Source organism: Mesobacillus jeotgali (assembly GCF_900166585.1).
Taxonomy (GTDB): Bacteria; Bacillota; Bacilli; order Bacillales; family Cytobacillaceae; genus Mesobacillus; species Mesobacillus jeotgali_A.
The window spans coordinates 178,609-202,367 of sequence record NZ_FVZC01000009.1; the positions used below are offsets into that span (position 1 = coordinate 178,609).

Annotated in this window: 18 protein-coding genes; 13 read left to right on the forward strand and 5 right to left on the reverse strand. The window is 42.7% G+C overall.

Translation table 11 applies throughout. From position 1 onward, the window contains the following. Positions 1 to 18: 18 nt before the first annotated feature. Together B5X77_RS10960 and B5X77_RS10965 are read right to left on the reverse strand one after the other, a co-directional pair. Positions 19 to 276, reverse strand: a complete 258-nt coding sequence (locus tag B5X77_RS10960) for a spore germination protein GerPB (RefSeq protein ID WP_079508022.1) — start codon at positions 274 to 276, stop codon at positions 19 to 21. Positions 277 to 290: 14 nt separating this feature from the next. After that, positions 291 to 512, reverse strand: coding sequence for a spore germination protein (locus tag B5X77_RS10965; RefSeq protein ID WP_079508024.1), 222 nt, complete (start codon positions 510 to 512; stop codon positions 291 to 293). Between the two features lie 203 nt (positions 513 to 715). Here B5X77_RS10965 and B5X77_RS10970 point away from each other — a divergent pair, with 203 nt between their 5' ends. The 7 genes from B5X77_RS10970 (at position 716) to B5X77_RS11000 (ending at position 10,523) form a co-directional block, all read left to right on the forward strand. Continuing rightward, positions 716 to 2,308, forward strand: coding sequence for a long-chain-fatty-acid--CoA ligase (locus tag B5X77_RS10970; RefSeq protein ID WP_079508026.1), 1,593 nt, complete (start codon positions 716 to 718; stop codon positions 2,306 to 2,308). 188 nt (positions 2,309 to 2,496) lie between these two features. Then, on the forward strand, positions 2,497 to 3,678 hold the full coding sequence (locus B5X77_RS10975) for a DUF418 domain-containing protein (protein ID WP_079508028.1): 1,182 nt from the start codon (positions 2,497 to 2,499) through the stop codon (positions 3,676 to 3,678). Beyond that, positions 3,678 to 4,202 carry a DNA topology modulation protein gene (locus B5X77_RS10980; RefSeq protein ID WP_079508030.1) on the forward strand — a complete coding sequence of 175 codons (525 nt, stop codon included), beginning with the start codon at positions 3,678 to 3,680 and terminating at the stop codon, positions 4,200 to 4,202. The genes B5X77_RS10975 and B5X77_RS10980 overlap by 1 nt, the downstream gene beginning before the upstream one ends. Before the next feature lies 1 nt (position 4,203). Next, a complete protein-coding gene (locus tag B5X77_RS10985; protein WP_079508032.1) occupies positions 4,204 to 5,112 on the forward strand; it encodes a fumarylacetoacetate hydrolase family protein in 909 nt (302 codons plus the stop codon). A gap of 198 nt (positions 5,113 to 5,310) precedes the next feature. Then, a complete protein-coding gene (locus tag B5X77_RS10990) occupies positions 5,311 to 7,878 on the forward strand; it encodes a YhgE/Pip family protein (protein WP_079508034.1) in 2,568 nt (855 codons plus the stop codon). A gap of 126 nt (positions 7,879 to 8,004) precedes the next feature. Continuing rightward, positions 8,005 to 8,358, forward strand: coding sequence for a YisL family protein (locus B5X77_RS10995; protein WP_079508036.1), 354 nt, complete (start codon positions 8,005 to 8,007; stop codon positions 8,356 to 8,358). A gap of 131 nt (positions 8,359 to 8,489) precedes the next feature. Beyond that, the gene (locus tag B5X77_RS11000) at positions 8,490 to 10,523 is read left to right on the forward strand and encodes a putative bifunctional diguanylate cyclase/phosphodiesterase (protein ID WP_079508038.1); all 2,034 of its coding nucleotides are present in this window, start codon (positions 8,490 to 8,492) and stop codon (positions 10,521 to 10,523) included. A 40-nt stretch (positions 10,524 to 10,563) separates the two neighbouring features. Here the strand turns inward: B5X77_RS11000 and B5X77_RS11005 are convergent, their stop codons facing one another. After that, the gene (locus B5X77_RS11005; protein WP_079508040.1) at positions 10,564 to 11,124 is read right to left on the reverse strand and encodes a DUF2777 domain-containing protein; all 561 of its coding nucleotides are present in this window, start codon (positions 11,122 to 11,124) and stop codon (positions 10,564 to 10,566) included. A 193-nt stretch (positions 11,125 to 11,317) separates the two neighbouring features. Here B5X77_RS11005 and asnB point away from each other — a divergent pair, with 193 nt between their 5' ends. Further along, positions 11,318 to 13,165, forward strand: a complete 1,848-nt coding sequence (asnB, locus tag B5X77_RS11010; protein WP_079508042.1) for an asparagine synthase (glutamine-hydrolyzing) — start codon at positions 11,318 to 11,320, stop codon at positions 13,163 to 13,165. Between the two features lie 271 nt (positions 13,166 to 13,436). On the opposite strand, the gene B5X77_RS11015 is transcribed toward asnB, so the two are convergent. Together B5X77_RS11015 and B5X77_RS11020 are read right to left on the reverse strand one after the other, a co-directional pair. Beyond that, on the reverse strand, positions 13,437 to 14,780 hold the full coding sequence (locus B5X77_RS11015; RefSeq protein ID WP_079508044.1) for an MATE family efflux transporter: 1,344 nt from the start codon (positions 14,778 to 14,780) through the stop codon (positions 13,437 to 13,439). Between the two features lie 293 nt (positions 14,781 to 15,073). Beyond that, positions 15,074 to 16,834 (reverse strand): alpha-glycosidase, encoded by a 1,761-nt coding sequence (locus B5X77_RS11020; RefSeq protein WP_079508045.1) that lies wholly within the window; start codon positions 16,832 to 16,834, stop codon positions 15,074 to 15,076. 286 nt (positions 16,835 to 17,120) lie between these two features. Here B5X77_RS11020 and B5X77_RS11025 point away from each other — a divergent pair, with 286 nt between their 5' ends. The 5 genes from B5X77_RS11025 (at position 17,121) to B5X77_RS11045 (ending at position 23,733) form a co-directional block, all read left to right on the forward strand. After that, a complete protein-coding gene (locus B5X77_RS11025; protein ID WP_079508046.1) occupies positions 17,121 to 18,398 on the forward strand; it encodes a sugar ABC transporter substrate-binding protein in 1,278 nt (425 codons plus the stop codon). A 434-nt stretch (positions 18,399 to 18,832) separates the two neighbouring features. Further along, positions 18,833 to 20,116 carry a carbohydrate ABC transporter permease gene (locus tag B5X77_RS11030; protein WP_079508047.1) on the forward strand — a complete coding sequence of 428 codons (1,284 nt, stop codon included), beginning with the start codon at positions 18,833 to 18,835 and terminating at the stop codon, positions 20,114 to 20,116. 1 nt (position 20,117) lies between these two features. Further along, positions 20,118 to 20,960, forward strand: a complete 843-nt coding sequence (locus B5X77_RS11035) for a sugar ABC transporter permease (protein WP_079508048.1) — start codon at positions 20,118 to 20,120, stop codon at positions 20,958 to 20,960. 71 nt (positions 20,961 to 21,031) lie between these two features. Further along, positions 21,032 to 22,567 carry an alpha-amylase family glycosyl hydrolase gene (locus B5X77_RS11040; protein ID WP_079508049.1) on the forward strand — a complete coding sequence of 512 codons (1,536 nt, stop codon included), beginning with the start codon at positions 21,032 to 21,034 and terminating at the stop codon, positions 22,565 to 22,567. Positions 22,568 to 22,689: 122 nt separating this feature from the next. Next, on the forward strand, positions 22,690 to 23,733 hold the full coding sequence (locus tag B5X77_RS11045; protein WP_079508050.1) for a LacI family DNA-binding transcriptional regulator: 1,044 nt from the start codon (positions 22,690 to 22,692) through the stop codon (positions 23,731 to 23,733). Positions 23,734 to 23,759: the final 26 nt, after the last annotated feature.

A 23,759-nucleotide genomic window follows, 5' to 3' on the forward strand; every position in this document is an offset into this window, starting at 1 on the left:
CGAACCAGTTTTTAAATGTTACCTGCTAGAAACAGCTGAAGTTAAGGGGACTGCAGGCGTCTCTATATCTTGTGTATGGTAGGGCCCCAGCGTACCTGTATAGATTTGTGAGGGATGCAGGGCCTCTGGAGCAGGCGCTTTAAAACCCCCGGTATTATACAGGTGGGAAACTGGCTTGATCATACCTGCACTGCCAATTTGCAGAACAGAAGAATTTGAGAGTCCATCAACCTTTAATAAATTTATATTGATTGATTGTTGTATATAGAAATTCATCGAATCACCCACATCTAGACATTTAAATAATTTCCTTGATCAACTCCGTCTTGATCATAGGTATTGGTGGAACTTTGATTATTATAAACAGTTAACCCGTCACCGGTATTGAATGAGCCAGCTCCAGAAAAGGTTTTTGCATTGGAAACAGGGCTGATTCTATAAACATCTCCAATGTGGAATACCGCGCTGTTACCGAGAGAGATGACCTGTGCGACTCCAACAATTGCTGGCATGAGCAACACCCTTTATTTTAATTTCTTTATTATCCTATGTGCCCAAATTCAGAATGTGATTAAAATGCCTATATGTTTCGAAGAGGCATTTTTAATTTTGAAAATCATGTTATACAACAGGTGGAATGCTATATAACAGAGGGATAATATGTTAATATATTTATATATTTAGAATTTTTAATTATTATATGAGGAGGCAAATTATGAACGTTCCGTTGCTGTTGAACCAGTTTCTTGATCGCGCGGTTTCACTTTATGGGGAGAAACAGGCTATTTTTTCCGAAGACAGGGTGCTTACATATTCTGAACTTAATGAAAGGGTAAACCGGCTTTCTGACGGATTGAGGAAGCTTGGAGCTGTTAAAGGTGACCGCATTGCCTACCTTGCTCCAAACTCGATTGAAATGCTTGAAGGTTTCTATGGTGTTTTCCAGGTAGGCGGTGTGATGGTTCCTCTAAATATTCGCCTAAAGCCGGAGGATTATTTGTTCATCCTCAATCACAGTGAGTCGCGAGTGTTATTTGTCGACCAGGATTTATATCATCTGATCAAGCCGATTAAGGACCAGCTGGAAACTGTGGAAAAAGTCATCGTCCACTACAAGGAAGAAAGCCTGGAGGAAACTGGATACGATGCTTGGCTTCTGGAGCAATCTCCTGAGCCTTTCAAACGGGCAGAACTTGATGAAAATGATGTCTGCAGTCTTCTTTATACAAGCGGGACAACGGGGAATCCAAAGGGTGTCATGCTGACGCACAGGAACAATTATCTGCATGCCCTGAGCACAATGCATCATTTGCGGGTCAGCGATGAAGACGTCCTGATGCATGTCCTGCCAATGTTCCATGTGAATGGCTGGGGGTCTCCATTTTATTACACAGCGAATGGCTCTTCGCAGGTATGCTTCCGAAAAACGACTCCCGAAGCGATTTTCAGCGCCTTGGAAAAACATAAAGTCAGTGTGATGCATATGGCACCGACGGTATTGAATGCGCTGCTCCAGTTTTATGAAAAAAATGTTCCAGACATCGAACAGCAGGTCCGTGTTGTAATCGCAGGTTCCGCGCCGCCCCCAGCTTTCGTTACACGGGTGGAAAAAGAGCTTGGCTGGGAGTTCATCCAGGTATACGGCATGACAGAATCCTCCCCGTTAAGTACGATTTCTACAATCAGATCGCACTTGAAGGAGCTGCCGTTGAATGAACAGTACCGGATGAAAGCGAAGGCAGGAATCTCGATGATCGGCTGCCAGGTAAAGGTTGTCAACGATTTTGGCGAAGAGGTTGCCCATAATGGCAAGGAAATCGGTGAAGTCACTACGCGAAGCAATGGAGTGATGAAAGGCTACTGGAAAAATGAAGAGGCGACAATGGAGACGGTCAGGAATGGCTGGCTGCACACTGGCGACATGGCGACAGTAGACGAATACGGGAATATCGACATTGTCGATCGCAAAAAAGATGTCATCATTAGCGGCGGGGAGAATATTTCATCCATTGAGGTGGAGGGAGCATTGTACGATCATCCTGCTGTACTTGAAGCAGCAGTTATTGCCGTCCCGCATGAGAAATGGGGAGAAACTCCCCACGCCTATGTCGTTTTACGTGAAAATGAGCAGGTTTCGGAAAAAGATCTCATCTCATTTTCAAGGGAGAAGCTGGCCCACTTTAAAGCAATCACTGGTGTTACCTTTGTAACAGAGCTTCCAAAAACTGCTTCAGGTAAAATCCAGAAAGTACACCTGAGGAATGAATACTGGGAAACGAATGGCAAGTCAGGAAGATTTGTAAACTAATAGATTGAGGGGGATGCCGTTTTTGGGTGTCTCCCTTTTCTAACAGAGGTGAAGAGCCAGTCCCTCTAGACATTCGTAATCCTCCTGCTTTTCGGCGGTTCCAGGGCTCCCACTTCCTTTTGGCATGTTTTCTGATTGTGTGATATACATAGATTATATGTTAACTATTGGATGGAATGAGGTGGAAAATGCAATACAACGGACAGACATCAGGCAGAATTGTTTCAATTGACCGGATGCGGGGCTTTTCCTTATTGGGGATTTTTCTAGTGAATATGATTTCGTTCCATTCACCATATTTCCATATCGACCCCGAATCATGGTGGAATGGAGACACCAACTTATTTACATATAGATTCATCGATATATTTATCCAGGCCAGTTTCTACCCGTTGTTTGCAATGTTATTCGGCTATGGGCTGGTGATCCTAAGAGAACGCATACTCGACAAAGGACTGAAATTCAAACCACTTGCCCTAAGGAGACTCTCGCTGCTGCTGCTGATTGGGTTCATCCATGCTTTCCTAATCTGGGAAGGGGATATTCTCATTACCTATGCTGTATGTGGGTTTGTCTTTCTTCTGTTCATCGGATGGAGCGCCAAAAGATTCATCATTGCAGGACTGGCAATTTATATTGTCCCAAACGTGCTTCTTCTGCTGATGCTAGGTGCAGCATCGGCTGTTGATGGAGGCGCAGAGTTTTCGATGTATGATAGGCAAGCTGCCGAACAGGCAATTTCTGTTTACCAGACTGGCAGCTTTGGTGAAGTGGCAGAGCACAGGATGGCAGAGTGGTATAAAAATAATGACCTGATGGGCTTCTTCTTTTATTTGATCACAATCCTGCCTTTATTCATGATTGGGGCCGGAGCGGCAAAGATGGGGCTGTTTGAACAAGTGCAAAAGAATAAGAATAAAATTGCGGCTGCTGCAGTTGGACTTGCCACCCTCGGTCTCGTGATTAAAACAGTTCCCTATTTTTATGAAAAAACGCTGATGACTGATTATGCCCAGGATGTTTTTGGCGGTGCAATGGTCGCAATGGCTTACGCATTGATCATTGCCCTTCTTTCCGAGCACAGGAAGTTCGATCGCATCCTCTATCCGCTGGAAGCTGCCGGCAGGCTGTCGATCAGCAATTATTTATTCCAGTCTGTCCTATCAACGATGATTTTTTACAGTTACGGACTAGGATACTATGGCAGTGTGTCTATTTTTGCAGGAACAATGCTTGCGCTCGGAATCTATGTGTTTCAATTAGCTGTTAGCAGCTGGTGGGTTAAAAGATTTTATTATGGCCCGGTTGAATGGCTGTGGCGCAGTGGTACGTATTTAAGGAAGCAGCGTTTTAAAAAAGGTGGAGCCTGATGGAGAAGGTAATAATCATTGGCAACGGCGGCGCTGGAAAGTCAACACTCGCCCGAAAGCTTGGAAAAGCAATCAATAAAAAGGTATACCATCTTGATGCATTGTATTGGAAGCCAGGGTGGGAAATGACAGCGAAAGATGAGTGGAAGGCAGTTTTAACAGAGATCATGTCAGAAGATTCATGGATCATGGATGGAAACTATGGGAGCACAATCGAAATGAGAGCGGAGGCAGCGGACACGATAATCTTTCTGGATTATTCCACTGCAAGATGCCTTTTTGGCATAGTCAAAAGGCGGATTATGTATCATGGGAAGTCCAGACCTGATATGAATGAAGGATGTCAGGAGAAGCTTGATTGGGAATTCCTGAAATGGGTGTCAGAATATAGGCGTAAAAAAGCCCCTGTAATCATCGACCTCCTTGAAAAGTTCAAATTTACTGGGAAGGAAACTCACCATTTTACACATCCGCGTGATGCAGATAAATTCATAGCCGAGCAATTGGTTAAAGGAGGACATTAATATGAGATTCGCTACTTTTAAAAATGGAACAGACCGTTGGATTGGAATCGTTAATGCTGAGGGCAGTCATGTTTTACCTCTGTTAGAGGCTCATGAACAAATGAGTGGAGAGAAATTCATTCCATCAGATATGCTTGAAGCCATTTCGCTTGGTGACAAGTTTTATCAAGAAGCCGAAAAGACAGTGAAATGGGTCAGAGAAAACGCCCTAGAAAAAAAACTAAATATCCCGATCGATTCAGCCGAGTTACTCGCTCCGATTCCACGTCCGGCCAAAAATATTTTTTGTGTAGGAAAAAATTATGCAGAGCATGCAATCGAGATGGGCAGCAAGGATGATATTCCCGAGCATGTAATGGTGTTCACCAAGTCACCTACGTCGGTCACAGGACATGGTCAGAAAGTTCTCTCCCACAGCGAGCTGACAGAGCAATTGGATTATGAAGGCGAGCTTGCAGTAGTCATTGGCAAGAAAGGAAAAGCAATCAAACAGGAAGAGGCACTTGATTACGTTTTTGGCTATACAATCGTAAATGATGTCACTGCCCGCGACCTCCAGGCAAGGCATAAGCAGTTTTTCATCGGTAAGAGTCTTGATACAACTTGCCCGATGGGACCATGGATTGTCCATAAATCAGCAATAGAGAATCCGAACAAATTGAACATCATGACATCAGTCAACGGGGAAGTAAGGCAGGATTCAAATACGGAAAACTTCATTTTCCCGGTCGAGGAGGTTATTGCGGTACTTTCACAGGGAATGACACTCGAACCGGGGGATATCATTGCTACCGGGACGCCAGCAGGAGTGGGTAAGGGCTTTAAGCCTCCAAGGTTCCTCAAGGCCGGGGATACAATTGAAATTACTGTTGAAGGAATTGGGACGTTAAGGAATCAAGTGACGAAATAATAGAGAAAAGTAATGATTCTCCTTATAAGTGATAGGGAGAATTTTTTTGTTATCTTATTAAAATATTAAAAATATTTTTTATTTTCAGTATTTTATGCAGGAGTTTTTACCTACACATGAGAATATATTTGTGGCAGTGATTGAATACTCATTCAGTCGCTTTGACATATATATATAAAATCTCATGGGGGAGTACGAATGAATTGGTTTAGCTTATTTTTGGCCCAAATGTCCCAGCTGGCATCGAGCAAAGGGGTACTCTATTCTGTTCTAGCAGCCTTGTTAGTGCCAATCGTCTATGGTGGAATCCTGCTGTCTCCAGATTGGGGACCGTATGATAATCTCTCCAATCTGCCAGTTGCGGTTGTCAATAATGACAAGGGTGCCATGTCCGGTGATGAACCTCTTAATGTTGGCGAAGACCTTGTGGCAGACTTGAAGAAAAGCAATGACTTAGGCTGGAAGTTTGTAGATTCAGAGGAAGCAGAAAAAGGATTGCAAAACTTTAAGTATTACATGGTCATTGAAATACCAGAGGATTTCTCTGAGAGAGTGACAACGGTTTTGGAACCTGACCCGAAAAAATTGGAACTTAATTATATCCAGAATGAGGGCCTGAATTTTATGGCAGCACAGGTGACAAGAAGTGCAACTGAGAAGTTAAGGGAAAAGCTGGCGAACAAGATAACCGAAAAGTATGCGAATAATATCTTCGCGAGTCTTGGTGAAGTATCAGATGGATTTAAGACAGCTGCTGATGGTTCTGCGCAACTGCATGATGGAACAGCAGAACTTCAGGATGGAACCAGGCTTCTATTGACTTCTCTAAATGAGAAATCGGCGGATATTTCCAAGCTTGCGGCTGGAACGCTGGAACTGAAAAGCGGTACTGATCAATTGGCTGGTTCTCTAGCCGGAAAACAAGGAGATATAACCAGGCTGGCAAATGGTTCTAGGGAACTGGCAGCAGGGACCGCTCAATTAGCAGGAAGCTTAAAATCAAAACAAAGCGATATTACTAAACTTGCAGCCGGATCAAAAGATTTGAAAGATGGAACAGGGTTGCTCTTAAACTCTCTTAATGAAAAGTCCGCAGACATTACCAAGCTGGCGGACGGATCAGCAGAGGTAAATTCAGGGACTGGATTGCTATTGCAAAAGCTTAAAGATGGACAGCCGGGTATTACTCAGTTGGCTGCAGGAGGTAAGCAGTTAGAAGAAAAAATGCCAGTACTTAAGGCTGGTACTTCAAATGTCTTATTAGGAATGCAAGGGGTACAACAGGGTGTTAAGAGGGTTGAAGCAGGTGCTCAAGGTGTGGTTAATGGAGTAACCCTAGCTACTCTTAAGACTAACGAGCTTAAAGATCTTTTAGATCAATTAATCCAGAATCATTCAGATTTAGAAGGTGATCCTAAAATTAATGATATAAGACTAAAAATCCAAGAAATTAATACTACCTTAACCCAAGTAAATGAACCTGCTAAGGCAGTGGCTGGCGCATTAAAAGAAAATAATCCTGAAGGCTCACTTGCGGATGGAATTAATCAGGCGATAGTAGGGCAGACAAATATTACCAATGGAGTAGCTGATCTAGCAGCAAAAGCCCCAGCCCTGGCTGCCGGAACAGCAAGTGTTGCTGCAAGCTGGGATGAAATGATCTCTAAAGTCAGCTTGCTTCATGATGGAACAACTCAAATAGCTGCAGGAAATAAGTCAGTCAATGCAGGATGGGGAACGATTACTGCAGGAGTCAAAGAACTTGATGGCGGTGCAGCTTTAATATCAGCAGGGAATCAAACGGTAGATAAGGGCTGGAAGGAGCTCGCTGCAGGTGCAACTAAAATCCATTCAGGAGCAGCTCAGGTGAGCAATGGAAATGCTACCGTAGATAATGGATGGCGTGAGCTTACAGCAGGTGCTTCCAAGATTCATTCAGGAGCGGTCCAAGTCAGCGACGGAAATATCAGCGTTGAAAAAGGCTGGGGAGATCTGACTGACGGAGTCACAAAACTGAATGAAGGAGCAGGAAAGCTTAATGATGGAAGTGGTCAATTGGCAGCCGGATTAAAGGATGGCGCTGAGGAAACCGGGAAAATCAAAGCTGATGAAAAAAATATTGGCATGTTTTCCTCACCAGTTGAACTGATTAGCAATAAGGTTCACGAGTATTCTCTTTACAGAGATTCTACTGCGCCATATGTGATGACAATTGCGTTATTCGCAGGGATTTTAATAATGTCATTGTTCATCAATTTCAACAAGCCTCAGGAATTAAATGTATCTAAGATGAGCTGGTTCGCTGTGAAATTTTTAAATCTCGCGTCCCTTGCTGTTATTCAGGCAATTCTTCTCTCCATTGTTGTTCTAGTATTCCTGAGCTTGAAGGTTGCAAACCCAACAGGTTTCATTTTATTCGCCGTAATGGTAAGTATTGTATTTACGGCCATTGTTATGTTCTTTGCGTCGTTTGGAAATATTGGCCGTTTTATACTTTTAGCATTAGTGGTCATGCAGCTTTCGACAACTGGAGCTAATCTTCCAATTGATATGCTGCCTGAAAACCTTCGAAGCTTAAGTGTATACCTGCCATTTACCTATTCAATCGCAGGATTCAAGGCATTAATTTCATTAAATGATTTTACAATCGCTTTGACTAACCTGGCTGTATTACTTGTTTTTCTGGGACTATTTGCTTTGATGACCGTAACAGTCTTTATATTGAAGACAAAGGAAGAACCGCAACAAACAGATTTGGCCATGTAATGGCTGGGGGACATCCTTAACAGGGTGTCTCTTTTTTTTCAAAGAGCTCAAAACTACCTTATACTTATGAAATTCCTTTTGAATATGGTATGATATCTTAGAATTTACTATTAGGAGGACGGGTACATGATACATGCCCATATGACAGCCTGGTTTTTGGCTCTTGTTTTATTCTTCGTAGCACTGGGACTACATAAAAGCGGTAAGGAAAAGGGCGCTAAAATTGTCCAGATGGTTCTTAGATTGTTTTACGTACTGATTCTATTGACTGGTTTCGGGCTTCTTTTCAGCATCAATATCAACATCATGTATGTGCTGAAAGCAGCTGTTGGCCTGTGGGTCATCGCAATGCTTGAAATGATTTTAATCCGTACAAGAAAGAATGAAAAAGCGTCCGTCTTGTGGATCCAATTTATTGTCGCAGTCCTTCTTGTACTGTATTTAGGTTTCTCACTGCCACTTGGTACTTATTTGTTCTAATATTGTAATTGTCGAAAGAAAGCTGTCTTAATAGGCAGCTTTTTCTTTTTTTTGTCATATCTTAACCCGGTAAAATATGATAATTTAAGATGGAAGGGATATTGGAGAAATATAAATAATTGGAGAATGCAATGGCTACGACAAAAAGCTGCGTTTACGAAAATGACAGACAACTTATTAGCTTTATAGAGAGCAATTCATTCAAAGAACAAGCCTATCTGCTGGTCCAGATTTTTTATAAAGAATCACGGAAGCTTAAGCACCTTCAACGATTGCTGAAGATGCAGCTTCCCGTGTCGGCGGTGTTGAGCTGTGAAGCTGAGGGCAGTTTGAATGGTGAAAAACAGTATATTATCTCGTTTACTGCTTTCAATAAACAAGAGCTCAACCCAACCATCCACGACCAGTACACAATCAGCACATTAACTAATCTGCTGGCAACTACGCAACAGGACATCCTTCATCTTAATGAGAGCCTCGAGGTATCTGAGCAGTATTATCGTTCGCTATTTGACAATAACGGCGATTTTGTTTATTCAACAGATCTGGCAGGGAATTTCACAAGTGTCAACCAAGCGTTCATGAAAACATTCGGGTATATGGAAAATGAACTTATTGGCAGGTCTGTACTTGATTTTATCAATCCAGATGATATACCACGCGCGAAAATGCATTTCATACAGGCCCTTAGAGGGAAAGATCAAACCTATACAATTGAAATCCAAATCAAAAGCGGTGAGTCACAGATTTTCCAGATCAAGAATATACCGATCACAATCAATGGAGCCTGTGTGGGAACATATGGGATCGGCCGCAATATTACCATCCAGAAAAAAACAGAGGAAAGAATCATCCAGCTGGCCTACTATGACCAGGATACGGGATTGCCAAACAGAATGAGATTCACGGAACAGCTAGAGGAAATGATTCATCGTGCAAAGCACAAAAAAGAACTGCTCGCCGTCCTTGTCATTGACATAGACCGCTTCAAGATCATCAATGATAGTCTTGGCCATTATGCAGGAGATATTGTTTTAAAAGAGCTGGCTGAGAGAATTCAGGACAACATGCCGGAAGGTGCATATATAGGAAGATTCAGCGGCGATAAATTCACGATGCTCCTGACAGAAGATGTCAGCATTGATCAGACAACAAGGATAGCCAGAGAATTGCAAAAGCTTGTTTCCAGGCCTTTGAACTATCAGAATCAGGAGTTTATCGTCACTGCAAGCATTGGCATCAGCTCCTTCCCGGGGGATGGGCTTGATGAGCATACTCTGCTGAAAAATGCTGATATTGCCATGAACCGATCAAAAAAACAGGGTGGGAATAAAATTACTTATTTTTCTACAGGAATGAATGACCAGGCAATGGTTCGTCTTGAGCTGGAAAGCTATTTAAGAAAGGCCCTGCAAAAAAACGAGTTCTATCTCTGTTACCAGCCGCTGATGGATTTGAAATCAGGAGAGATTACCTGTACAGAAGCCCTCATCCGCTGGCGGCATCCGCATCTTGGACTGGTCTCCCCGGCACAATTCATTCCGCTTGCGGAGGAAACCGGGTTGATTGAGGAGATTGGCGCATGGGTGCTGACAACAGCCTGTATCCAGACAAAAGCCTGGCAGCAAAAAGGATTCCCGCATCTCGGGATATCTGTTAATGTCTCTGCCTATCAATTTCAGCAGCATGCGTTTATCGGCCAGGTGATTAAAGCTCTGAAGGTTTCACAGCTGGATCCGGAATACCTATCCCTTGAACTGACTGAAAGCGCGATGTTAAAGGATATAGTCTACAGTATTTCGGTCATGAAATCGCTCCAGGAACTAGGGGTGAAGGTTTCAATCGATGATTTTGGGACAGGCTATTCGTCATTAAGCTATCTACGCAATTTGCCCATTGATACACTTAAAATAGATCAGTCATTCATCAATAATCTGCGTGACAATCCTTCTGATATTGCCATCGTCAAGGCGATCATCACCATGGGCCAGGGGCTATCAGTCAAGATTGTGGCTGAGGGAGTAGAAACGTCAGAACAGATGAGTATATTGAGGGACCTGGATTGTCATTATGCCCAAGGATACTATATCCAGAAGCCTCTTGATACAGATTCTTTTGAAAAGGGATTTAGGACAGCAGAAAATATAGCCTATACCCTAAAATAAATAGGAAAGCCTGCATTTCGTGATGCAGGCTTTTTTGCAGTCAGGAAATTCTCTCGATCACAGTTCGTTTCCCGTTGTTGAGGGTCAGTTCAAACCGGTCATTCTGAATGTCAAAATAGTCAAAGTGATGCTGGACACTGCAGATGTATTCTTCGTTATCGAAAATTAAAAAATTCACTCCGGACCTTCCTGATTCATGATCGAGGAATGTGAGATGGTTATAACAATATATACAATCAAAGATGGAGAAATTTAACGAATTCAAGGTATTGAGGAATTGGACAAAAGCTTCGTCATTCAAATCATCCAGCAGACGCTCGAATGAATAGATCAGCTGCTTCCTGATCCGGATTATTTCCTGGTCAATCAGGGAGATTTTTTCATTTCCTGTTTGGATATTGCCGTTATCCAGTAAAAATCCCTTGCACCATTTGTTGTTCCTCTGTACTTCAACCTCCTGGTGGATAAATTCATCAACAAGTGCGGCTTCATCCGTTTCTTCGTCAAAGAAAACCCATTGTGAATTAATATATTCTACTGTCCCGGCATTGAAAGACCGTGGCTGGAATTCAATTAGATTGCTTCGTTGTTGTCGATTCATTTGGATCCTCCGTAGAATTATCGCTCACCTTCTTTGTAGACAGATTTTAGCGAAATTATAACATGATTAAAAATTAGGCAATTAACCAGTTTGGATTCTGCTGCATAAGATGAGTAATGCTTAAGGAATTATCGAGATTGAGAACGTATTTCCTCGAATGGCAAAAAGTTCCGCTAAGAAGGGATGATCTTATATGTGTGGAATAACGGGCTGGATAGATTTTCGAAAAAATATGGATATTGAACAGAAGACCATTGCAAAAATGGCGGAAACATTAAGTAAAAGAGGTCCCGATGATACCAATGTATGGACCTTAAAACATGCTGCACTGGGGCATAAGAGGCTTGTAGTTGTTGACCCTGAGGGAGGCAAGCAGCCAATGACCAGGGCACAGGGAGACAGCCGTTATACCATTTGCTATAACGGTGAACTTTATAATACTGAAGACCTCAGAAAAGCACTGCTATTAAAAGGATATTCTTTTAACGGCCATTCTGATACAGAGGTTTTGCTTACTTCTTTCATGGAATGGAAGGAAAATTGCCTTGAGCATTTGAATGGGATATTTGCCTTTGCTGTTTGGGATCACGACGAAGAAAAGCTGTTCATCGGCCGCGACCGGCTTGGCGTAAAGCCGCTCTTTTTTCTCGAGACAGCGTCGGGTCTTATGTTCGCTTCTGAACAAAAGGCTTTGCTTGCACATCCAGATGTAAAGCCGGAGGTAGACAGGGAAGGACTTTGCGAAGTATTTGGGCTTGGGCCATCCCGTTCTCCTGGCTCAGGCATTTTTAAAAGTATGAAAGAACTGCGTCCGGCACACGGACTCACTTTTTCAAAAGATGGGTTGAAGGTGTGGAGATACTGGAACGTAAAAAGTGAAGAACACAAGGATAGCCTTGAGGAGACAGCCGAGAAGGTCCGTGAGCTGTTCACCGATGCAGTCACCAGGCAGCTCGTATCAGATGTGCCCCTGTGCACATTCCTCTCAGGCGGATTGGATTCAAGTGCGATCACAGCGATTGCCGCTAATCATTATAAGGCGGAGGGCAAGGGCAGCCTGCATACTTACTCGATTGATTATGAGGGGAATGACAAGTTTTTTAAGGAAAATGAATTTCAGCCTAACGCTGATGCCTTCTGGATCAATAAAATGACGGAAACATTCGGGACTGTTCATCATAACCGGATCATTTCACAGCACGATCTGGCAGATTACCTCACTGAAGCTGTGCATGTCAGGGATCTGCCGGGGATGGCAGACATCGATTCATCGCTGCTCTGGTTCTGCCGTGAAATCAAACAGGATTTTACAGTTGGACTCTCAGGTGAATGTGCGGATGAAATCTTTGGCGGCTATCCATGGTTTCACAGGGAGGATGACTTGAAACGGCAAGGCTTCCCGTGGATGCGGTCAATCAATGAACGGCAAAATATGCTGAGCGACCACTGGCGGAAAAAGTTGTGTCTTGAAGATTATATGATGTCAAAATTCAACGAAACAATTGCAGAGGTTCCAGTGCTTGATAGGGAAAATATCAGTGATGCCAGGCGGAGACAATTATTCTATTTAAATATCATCTGGTTCATGACAACCCTCCTGGACAGAAAGGACCGGATGAGCATGGGCGCCAGCCTTGAGGTAAGGGTACCGTTTGCCGACCATCGCCTTGTTGAATATGTCTGGAACATCCCCTGGGAAATGAAGATGCACGGAAACAGGGAGAAAGGAATCCTGCGCAAAGCATTAGAAGGAATCCTGCCTGATGAAGTATTATACCGGAAGAAGAGCCCTTATCCAAAAACTCACCATCCAGGTTATACTCAGGCAGTACAAGGAATGCTGTCGGACTTCATGGCTGATTCGAACAGCGCTCTGCATGAATTCTTTGATAGGACGACGCTGCAGAAAATGATTGAAACCGAAGGCGCATCCTTCAAAGTACCATGGTTCGGCCAGTTGATGACTGGTCCTCAGCTGCTGGCACAACTAGCCCAAATCCATATCTGGTTCCGGGATTATAATATCAATATAGCAGACTAAAAAAGCAAGCCCAATCACTGGGCTTGCATCAAAACTGCAGGCAAATTTACTTTGCCTGCAGTTTTCTATTGAATTGGAAAAAGTCTTCGCTAATTTCCAATTCGCTATTAAAATTAGATTTTCGCTATAATAATGAAAAAATCGCTATAAAAAAGAAATTTCCGCTATAAAACTAAAAAACTCGCTATAAAAACAATAATGTCGCTATAAAATCATCGATTTCTCCATATAACAGTGAAACTGGCTGTCACGTCACAGTTTGTTTTTTTCCTTAATCTGCAGGAACAAAAGACTTTTTCACCCAAACTCTAGATCTCCAGCGCCAAAGCATAAGCAACCCGCGCAGCCACTCGTCTGCAATGAAGGCGATCCAGATGCCGACCAGCCCCATCTCAAGATAGATTCCGAGGAAATAGGACAGTGTTACGCTGACTCCCCACATTGACAGAATTCCCATATAGACAGGAAACTTCACATCCCCAGCAGCCCTTAGAGAGCTGATTAGGACAAGATTAAAGGATCTGCCAGGTTCAAGAATGATGGTAAGCAGAATCAAAGTGGTGCCAAGTTCTATGATACTGGGATTATCTGTGAAGATGCCCAGCAGGTTTTTCGAAAAGAAAGAGACGATCAACGCTGCGCCAATGGAAATCAATATTGCCAGTTTTAAGCTTTTTAAGGCACGCTTATACGCATTATCAATTTCCTTTGCTCCAACCATATGGCCAATCAATATCTGTGTACCTTGACTGATTGCGATACTGAAAAGGAAAATGAACATCATGACATTTTGTGTATACACCTTTGCCGTCAACGCCTGGGTTCCAAGAGTGGCGATAAAATAGGTGATCACCATCTGTGATCCGTTGTAGCTCAAGTGCTCCCCGGCAGAAGGAATTCCGATATTAAGCAGGTTTTTCAAATGCCTTTTAGGAAAACTGAACAGCATTGAGACTGGCAATGAGCCAGGTATACGTTTAGTCATCACATAAATAGCTGCCAGCAATCCGATGATCCGGCTGACAGTAGTTGAAATTGCCACACCTTCAACTCCAAGAATAGGAAAACCGAAGGGACCGAAGATGAATAAATAGTTTCCGATAACATTCAGGATGTTCATGCCAATCGTAACGTACATGATGTCACGCGTAAATCCATAGCTCCGGATAATGCTGCTGACTGTCATGATCAGCGACTGGATGAATGAAAATCCACCCACAATCAGCAAATAGGAATTTGCTTCATCAAACAATTCAGGGGGCAGGTCCATCATCTTTAGCAATTGTTCGCTAAAAATGAACACACCGGCACTCAGGATTAAACCAAAAATAAGGTTAGCTCCGATTGAGACTGAGGAAACCTCACGCGCCTCCTGATCCCGTTCTGCACCCAGATTCTGTGCCACAAGGATCGCAGTGCCTGTCGCAACGAATCCGAACATGACGATGACCATAGAGAGAATTTGATTGGATACCCCAACAGCTGCCACGGAATTATCTGAATACTGGGACAGCATCAGCGTATCCGCATTCCCCATCAGCATATAAAGCATAATTTCAATAAAAAGAGGCCAGGTAATGGCAAATAACGATAGTTTTGCAGTTTTTTTCTTCATGTTTTTATATCTCCATGTTGTAATCCTTTTATTATACAGACAATAGGAGGGATATCGAGTGAAAAACAATCGTTTTCAGAAAAAAATAAAATGAGGATTATATTTACAAAAAAAATTCCTCGAAACCCAATTGTAATTCCGTGAAAACTATATTTATTCCGCGAAAAAGAGATTTATTTCCGCGGAAAACACCATTAATTCCGCGAATTGTGTTCTCCTACATGGAAAGTGTATTTATTCTCACCATTCAAACAAGCAAACCCCTTTCCCAACAGGAAAAGGGGCACTTGAATTTAAAACTGGAACAATGCAAATCCATTTGCGGCAATCTTTGCAGTCAATTCATTGCTATCAGCAGCATATTCTTCGCCAGTGTATATGTTTGTGATTTTTTTGCCTTTTAAATCAAATGGCAGGTGATAATTTGCTTCTTCATTGCTCATATTCACGACGACCAAAATGGTTGTTTCGCCGTTGGATTTCGAATAAGCGAAGCAGCTTTCATGGTAATCCGATGGAATGAAATGAAGTTCCCCATCGTTCGCCAGAAGAGGATATTCCTTACGGAGACTGATCATCTTCTGGACGTGTTCAAACATATCCTTGTTCTGGTCTTCTTCATTCCACTTCATGCATTCCCGGCAGCCTGGATCCTGAGGGCCGCTCATCCCAATTTCATCGCCATAATAGATGCAAGGTGTACCAATGTAAGAAAGGAGTATGGTGAAAATCTGTTTTACCTTATCTTCGTCACCGCCGCATTCAGTCAGGATTCTTGGTGTATCATGGCTTCCAATCAGGTTGAAGGCGACTTCATTGACGTTTTTTGGATACATATGGTTGACAGTTGTCATGTTTTCAATAAATTCGTTTGCAGTAATGGATCCTCGCGCGAACAGGTTCAGGATATTGGTTGTGAACGGATAGTTCATGACAGCGTCGAACTGGTCACCTCGAAGCCATGGCATAGAGTCGTGCCAGATCTCTCCAAGAATGTAGAGCTCAGGCTTGATTGCTTTCACTTCGGTACGGAATTTCCTCCAGAATGAGTGGTCGACTTCATTCGCTACATCAAGTCTCCAGCCATCAATATCGAATTCACGCACCCAATAGCGTCCAACTTCCAGGAGATATTCAATCACCTCCGGATTTTCTGTGTTCAGCTTTGGCATTGATTTTTCAAAGGCAAATGTATCATAGTTAGGCCTTGGCTCCATTACAAGCGGAAATTCATTCGTGTGGAACCAATCTTTATAAGGCGACTCTGCACCTTTTTCCAGGACATCCTGGAACTGAGGGAAATAAAAGCCGCTATGGTTGAACACAGCATCTAGCATGACTTTGATTCCATGCTCATGGCAAACCTGGATCAACCTTTTAAGCGTTTCTTTGTCACCGAATTGCGGGTCGATTTCCATATAATCGATTGTATCGTATTTATGGTTGGAATAAGCCTTGAAAATCGGCGTAAAATAAATCCCGGTAATCCCTAGTTTGGCTAGGTAATCGATATTCTGAATTACACCTTCGAGGTCTCCGCCAAAAAAGTTATCCCTTTCGGGCGGTGCGCTTCCCCATGGCAAAGCACCTTCAGGATCATTAGAAGGATCGCCATTCCCGAAGCGCTCAGGGAAGATTTGATACCAGACTGTATCCTTCACCCAGCCAGGAGCACGAAAGACATCAATATTATTAATGTAGGGGATTGCAAAATAGTATCCTGTATCGTCTAAAGGAGGTTGGTCGTAAAAACCTTTTTCAGTCAGACAGGCTGTTTCGATTCCATCAGTCAGTATGAATCCGTAGCGCATCCTTTTATAAGGCGGTTTAATAGAGACGAACCAATAATCGAATAACTGGTCGGAACCGCTTTTATTCATTGGAACGGTATTCGTCATCCATTTTCCATCCTGCCAGTCATAAGGATCTCCGTTCAAAAGGGAAACTTCCTTTATATCATCCTTTTTTGTGCGAATACGGATATGTAGCTCTTCATCAGTGCAAGCGTATGCATAATTATCTTTGGGGCGGTGGTAAATCGCTTCTTTTAGCAAGGAGAGACCATTCCTTTCATTATCAAATCATAGATTAAAACAAGGGTAGACCACCTATTTTGAAATGTCAATTATAAAAAGCCGATTCACAAAAAATTAATTATTTCTCGACTCTGTTAAAAAAAATAAAAAAATTAGTTGTCAAAAAGATTTTAGTCTTTATAATAATAAGTAGGTTGTGCAATCGTTTTCATAGAATTGCAGACAGGATTACAAACGTTTGCACAGATTGGAAGACTTTCTGCACAATGAAAAGTAATTACACATTTTTAGGAGGGGTATACACATGAAAAAAGCATTGTCAATTTTCATGATGCTGATCTTAATGGTTGGCGCTCTTGCTGCTTGTGGACCTAAAGAAGAAGAAAACACAGGTTCAAAAGACAACGGCAAGAAAACAGAAGATGCTTCTAAACCAGAGAAGCTGGTAGTTTGGGAAGACAAAGATAAGTCCGGCTGGCTTGAAAAGGTCGCTGCTGACTTTGAAAAAGAACACGGTATCAAAATCGAGTTCAAAGAAGTTGAAATGGCTACAAAAATGAAAGAGCAATTACGTCTAGACGGTCCTGCTGGAACTGGCCCGGACATCATCACTCTTCCACATGACCAAATCGGTGAGCTTGCAGTTCAGGGACATATCGCTGAACTTAAGGTAAGCGACGACGTAAAGAAAACTTTCTCTGAGTCTTCTATCTCTGCACAAACTTTCGATGGTAAATTATTCGGACTTCCAAAGTCTGCTGAAACTCCAGTTTTCATCTACAACAAGGCTCTTATGAAAGAAGTTCCTGCTACAATGGAAGATCTATATGAGTTCGCAAAAGCTAACACTAAAGATGGCAAATACGGTTTCCTTGCACTTTGGGATAACTTCTACTTTGCACACGCTCCAATCGCTGGCAACGGCGGATATGTTTTCGGGGAAAAAGACGGTGCTCTTAACCCTCAAGATCTTGGCTTGAACAATGAAGGTGCTGTAAAAGGTACTGAGTACATCCAGAAGTGGTACGCTGAAAAGCTATTCCCTAACGGAATCATCGGCGAAAACGGCGGATCTGCTATGGACGGACTATTCAACGAAGGTAATGTTGCTTCTGTTATGAACGGACCATGGGCATTCGGCGGCATGAAAGATGCTGGCATCGATTTCGGTGTTGCTCCATTCCCTAAATTTGCTGATGGCACTCCAATGAAGACTTTCATGGGTGTTAAAGGCTGGCACGTATCTTCTTACTCAAAGAACATTGACTGGGCTACTAAGTTCCTTGAGTACATCACAAACGACGAAAATGCGAAATACCGTTTCGAGCAAACTTCAGAAGTACCAACAAACGTAGCATTAGTTGACGATCCAGCTCTTGCTGAAAATGAAGGTGCTAAAGCTGTTGCACTTCAAACCCAAGACGCAGTTCCAATGCCAAACATCCCTGAAATGGGTGAAGTTTGGGCACCAATGGCAAGTGCATTGCAAACTGTTGTAACAGGCAAAGCTGAGCCAAAAGCTGCTCTAGATTCTGCTGTAAAGCAAATCGAACAAAACATCAAGCAAAACCACTCAAAATAATAGCATCAAATGATATAGCAGTACCTCCCATTGTGGGGGTACTGTTGTATTTTACAGTAGAAAATTCCAGAATCTGTTTTTTTCGTAAGCGGAAATTGAAAGTCACAAAGTTTACGAATTCTGCAGTAAAAAAGTCTTTCATTGAGCAAACGGTTGCGCTAGAATAGAGATAAGTCAATCAGATGCTTCATGAGAGTGAAAACAAGAGATTTCGGAATAATACAGAGAGTTAGGAACTCATTCTGTATGGATGATAATGTATTCGTTCTCATAAAGCATCTGATGCTTTTACCAAGGCGGATTATCGGATTGAATGTTGTTCATCAAATGTTATGGTTGCGAGAATCAAAAGATCCTCATTAACTTACCGATGGGAGCAGCAACGTTTACGAAAATAGCCTTATCAATCATAGAAAGAGAAAGGGGAATATAGGATGAAAGAGAAGTCCTATCAAACCAACCACCGCAGAATAGCAACAGCCCTTTCGATTATTCCTGGGCTAGGACAGCTATACAACAAGCAATACTTAAAAGGAACTGCTTTCCTGATCTTGACTGGTGCATTCTTCGGAGTGTTCTCAGACCTGCTGAACATGGGATTATGGGGATTGTTTACTCTTGGGGAGCAAACACCGCGTGACCATTCCATCTTCTTGATGGTTGAGGGGATCCTGGCCCTCATTGTCCTGCTTTTTGGAATCGGTTTCTATCTATTCAACCTAAACGACGCTTATAAGGTCGGATTGAAAAGGGACGCAGGTGAACGCCTGAGCACAGTAAAGGAACAATACAATAACCTGATTGACAATGGTTTCCCTTACTTAATCATGTCACCTGGATTCCTGCTTCTCATTTTTGTTGTAGTTTTCCCAATTATTTTCGTAGTGCTGCTCGCTTTCACTAACTACGATCTATATCATTCACCGCCTGCAAAACTTGTTGACTGGGTCGGGCTTAAAAACTTCTTTGACCTGTTCCAGCTGCAGTCATGGCGTGAGACATTCTTCTCGGTTCTTTCCTGGACGATCATCTGGACATTTGTCGCAACTACTTTGCAGGTAGCTTTAGGTATGTTCCTGGCGATCCTGGTGAATCAGAAGGATGTAAAAGGAAGGGCAATTATCCGTACAGTTTTCATCCTTCCTTGGGCAGTTCCGGCATTCGTTTCAATCCTTGTATTTGCTGGTATGTTCAATGAATCATTCGGTGCCATCAACCGCGACATCCTTGGTATGTTTGGAATCGATCCAATTCCATGGATGACCGAAGCGATGTACACGAAAATAGCCTTGATACTGATTCAGACATGGCTTGGATTTCCGTTTATTTTTGCAATGACGACAGGAGTCCTTCAATCCATTCCGGAAGAATTGTATGAAGCTGCCACAGTGGACGGCGCAACAAACTTCCAGAAATTCAAGAATATCACTTTGCCGCTCGTGCTATTTGCTACAGCGCCAATCCTAATTACGCAATACACATTCAACTTCAATAACTTTAATATCATTTATCTCTTCAACGGCGGAGGACCTGCAGTTTCAGGCGCAAATGCCGGCGGAACAGACATCCTGATTTCGTGGATTTACAGCCTGACCATGACTTCTGCACAATATTCCAAAGCCGCTGCCATCACCATGCTGCTATCACTGATTGTTATTGGTGTAGCTCTGTGGCAGTTCAAGAGAACGAAATCATTCCAAGAAGAGGATATGATGTAATATGAGTATCAAACGACAGAAATATATCAGATTGACATTAACGTATCTTGTGATTTTGGTCATGTTCGCTATTATTATTTATCCGCTCCTTTGGATTGTCGGATCTTCCTTCAACCCAGGGCAGAGTTTGTCTGGTTCAAACATCATCCCAAAAAATGCGACGCTCGCACACTATAAGGAACTTTTTGATACCAGCAAGAGCGCGTACTTATACTGGTACTGGAATTCATTGAAAGTCAGTGTTCTGACAATGCTGTTCACTGTCATCCTTGTTAGCTTGACAGCCTATTCATTCTCACGCTACCGTTTTATCGGACGTAAAAACAGCTTGATGACATTCCTGATTCTGCAGATGATTCCAAACTTTGCAGCATTGATCGCTATTTTCATCCTTGCTTTACTAACTGGCTTACTTGATACTCATTTAGGCTTGATCCTTGTATATGTCGGGGGCGCAATCCCGATGAATACATGGTTAATGAAAGGATATCTTGATACAATTCCGAAAGAGCTTGATGAATCAGCTAAAATGGACGGTGCAGGCCATTTGAGGATTTTCTTCCAAATCGTCATGCCGCTTGCGACACCAATCATAGCGGTTGTAGCATTGTTCGCATTTATCGCTCCATTCGGTGATTTCATCCTTGCCAGAATTCTTTTAAGAACAGAAGAAAAATACACACTTGCTGTTGGCCTTTATGACATGGTAGCAAAACAGTTTGGTGCTGAATTCACTACCTTCGCAGCGGGTGCTGTTCTCATTGCAGTTCCAATCGCAATCCTGTTCCTGTCATTCCAGAAATACTTCGTATCAGGATTGACGGCTGGCGGAACAAAAGGATAATCTATTAGGGCAGACAAATTTTAAGCAAAGGCCATAATTGGCCTTTGCTTAAATTATGAGGAGGAGCGGAGATGAAAAAAAAGTTCATCTTCATCTTGATTCCGTTTCTTCTTTTTTACGCCCTCCCAGCAGGTGCGGCTGAAAAAGAAGGACGCAAATGGCAGGATGAAACTATTTACTTTCTTATGGTGGACCGTTTCAACAACGGTGACAATAGCAATGATTTCAAGGTGGATGCAAATGATCCCAAAGCTTATCATGGCGGAGACTTCCAGGGAGTCATTGACGAGCTGGATTATATAAAGGACATGGGTTTTACCGCGATCTGGCTGACACCAGTTTTTGACAACGCCGATAAAGGCTACCATGGGTACTGGATTAAAGATTTTTATAATACCGAAGAGCACTTTGGAAGCGTTGACAAATTTAAAGAACTTGTTAAAGAAGCACACAAACGGGATATCAAAATCATCCTTGATTTTGTCGTAAACCATGTTGCTCCGGACCAGGAATGGGTGAACGATCCAGCAAAGAAGGATTGGTTCCATGAAAAGCAGGATATCATTGACTGGAACAACCAGGATGAGCTGGAGAATAACTGGCTTTACGGGCTGCCTGATTTAGCACAGGAAAATCCGGAAACAAGGAAATATTTATTGGATGCGGCTAAATGGTGGATTGAAGAAACGGATATCGACGGCTACAGGCTTGATACTGTCCGCCACGTACCAGTTGATTTCTGGGAAGATTTTTCAAAAGAAGTGAAGAGTGTCAAAGATGATTTTTACCTGATCGGCGAGGTTTGGTCGGAGGATCCGAATTACATTGCCAAATACGATAAAGCAGGGATCGATGGCTTTGTTGATTTTCCTTTGAACGAACAGTTGCGCACGGCTTTCGAAAAGCCAGATCAGACATTGGACTGGCTATTGACGACAGCGAAAAGAAATAAGTCGATATATGAAAATCCCGAACTGATGGGAAACTTCATTGATAACCATGATATGGTCAGATTCACAAGGAAAGCGGTCCAGAACAGGCAGCACCCGGGAACGAGATGGAAGATGGCGCTGACTTATATGTATACGGCTCCTGGAATTCCGATTGTTTATTATGGAAGCGAAATAGCGCTTGATGGCGGAGAAGATCCGGATAACCGCAGGCAAATGAGCTTCAGGGCTGATAAAGAATTAATTGACTATATCACCAAAATCGGCGAGCTCCGGAATGACCTTCCTTCACTTACCAGAGGGGATCTTGAAGTTCTCTATGAAAAAAAAGGAATGGCTGTTTTCAAACGTACTTATCAGGATGAAACAGCAGTCATAGCAATTAATAATACGTCCAACACCCAGAATGTCACCCTGACCGCCGATCAGTTAAAGGATGACCAGGAATTGCGTGGCCTGCTGGCGGATGACCTTGTAAAGAGCAAAAACGGGGAATATAACCTGGCGCTAGAACGAGAGGAAGCCGAAATCTATGTACTGGCAGAAAAAACAGGTTTGAATATCCCTTATTTAACTACAATGGGGGCGGTGTATGCTGCATTCTTTGGCTTCATTTTCCTCCTTGTCAGAAGAGCCAGGAAAAGAAACAAAGAATAAGTTTTGCTCCAATACTTACCACTATTGTTAACAGCAGCTCTTTAAAAAAATAAGGTAAAAAGCTGGACAATTCATTTATAATAAAGATAGGGATTTTTTCTGGCAAAAGGGAGGGGAACTTAATGGCTGTTACAATAAAAGACGTTGCGAAGGTCGCAAATGTCGCACCTTCAACTGTCTCTCGTGTTATCGCCAATAGTCCTAGGATCAGCGAAAAAACAAAGGAAAGAGTCAGGGAGGTTATGGACCAGCTTGGGTATCACCCAAACTTTATCGCCAGAAGCCTTGCGAGTCAGTCTACAAGGGCAATCGGGCTTGTTATGCCAAGCTCGACAGATGTTGTATTTCAGAACCCGTTCTTTCCAACTGTCTTGACCGGATTGAGTGAAGGGGCACATGCGAAACAATACGCACTTCATATGACTACCGGGAAAACAGATAATGAAATTTTCGATGGTGTCGTTGCAATGGTCCAGGGCGGCAGGGTAGATGGTGTGGTTCTTTTATATTCAAAAGTTGAAGATAAAGTTATCTCTTATCTTAAGGAAAGAGATTTTCCATTTGTCGTGATCGGCAAGCCGTTTAAAGATGACGAAAATACGAGCTATGTTGATAATGATAACTTTAAAGCTGGAAAAGAAGTCACCGAATACTTAATCCAGCTCGGTCATGACCGAATTGGTTTCATCGGAGGCAATCTCGATCTAGTGGTTACGGTAGAGCGCCTGCTAGGCTATGAAAAGGCTTTGAGGAACTCAGAGATCAAGCTGGTCGATGATTATATCATCAATGACGAATTCCTCCGGGAGAGCGGTCAGGATGCAGTTGAAGTGCTGCTCTCATTGGAACATCCACCTACAGCAATGGTCGTAGCGGATGACCTGATGGCATTAGGTGTTTTGAATAAACTTGATGAGATGGGAATCGTTGTACCAAAGGATATTTCCATTGTAAGTTTTAATAATGTATTGATAGCCGAGATGGCCAGACCGCCTCTCACATCTGTGGATATCAACATTTTTGACCTCGGATACCAGGCAGCCAAGAGCCTCATCCAAAGAATTGAGAATCCTGATGAACCAATCAAACGGATTATTGTGCCGTTCAAGATTGTGACGAGATTTTCCTGTGATCAACCCAAGAACTCTAAGGAATCACTGGTATAAAAAAGCGAAAGCAAAGCGTTGTTGTA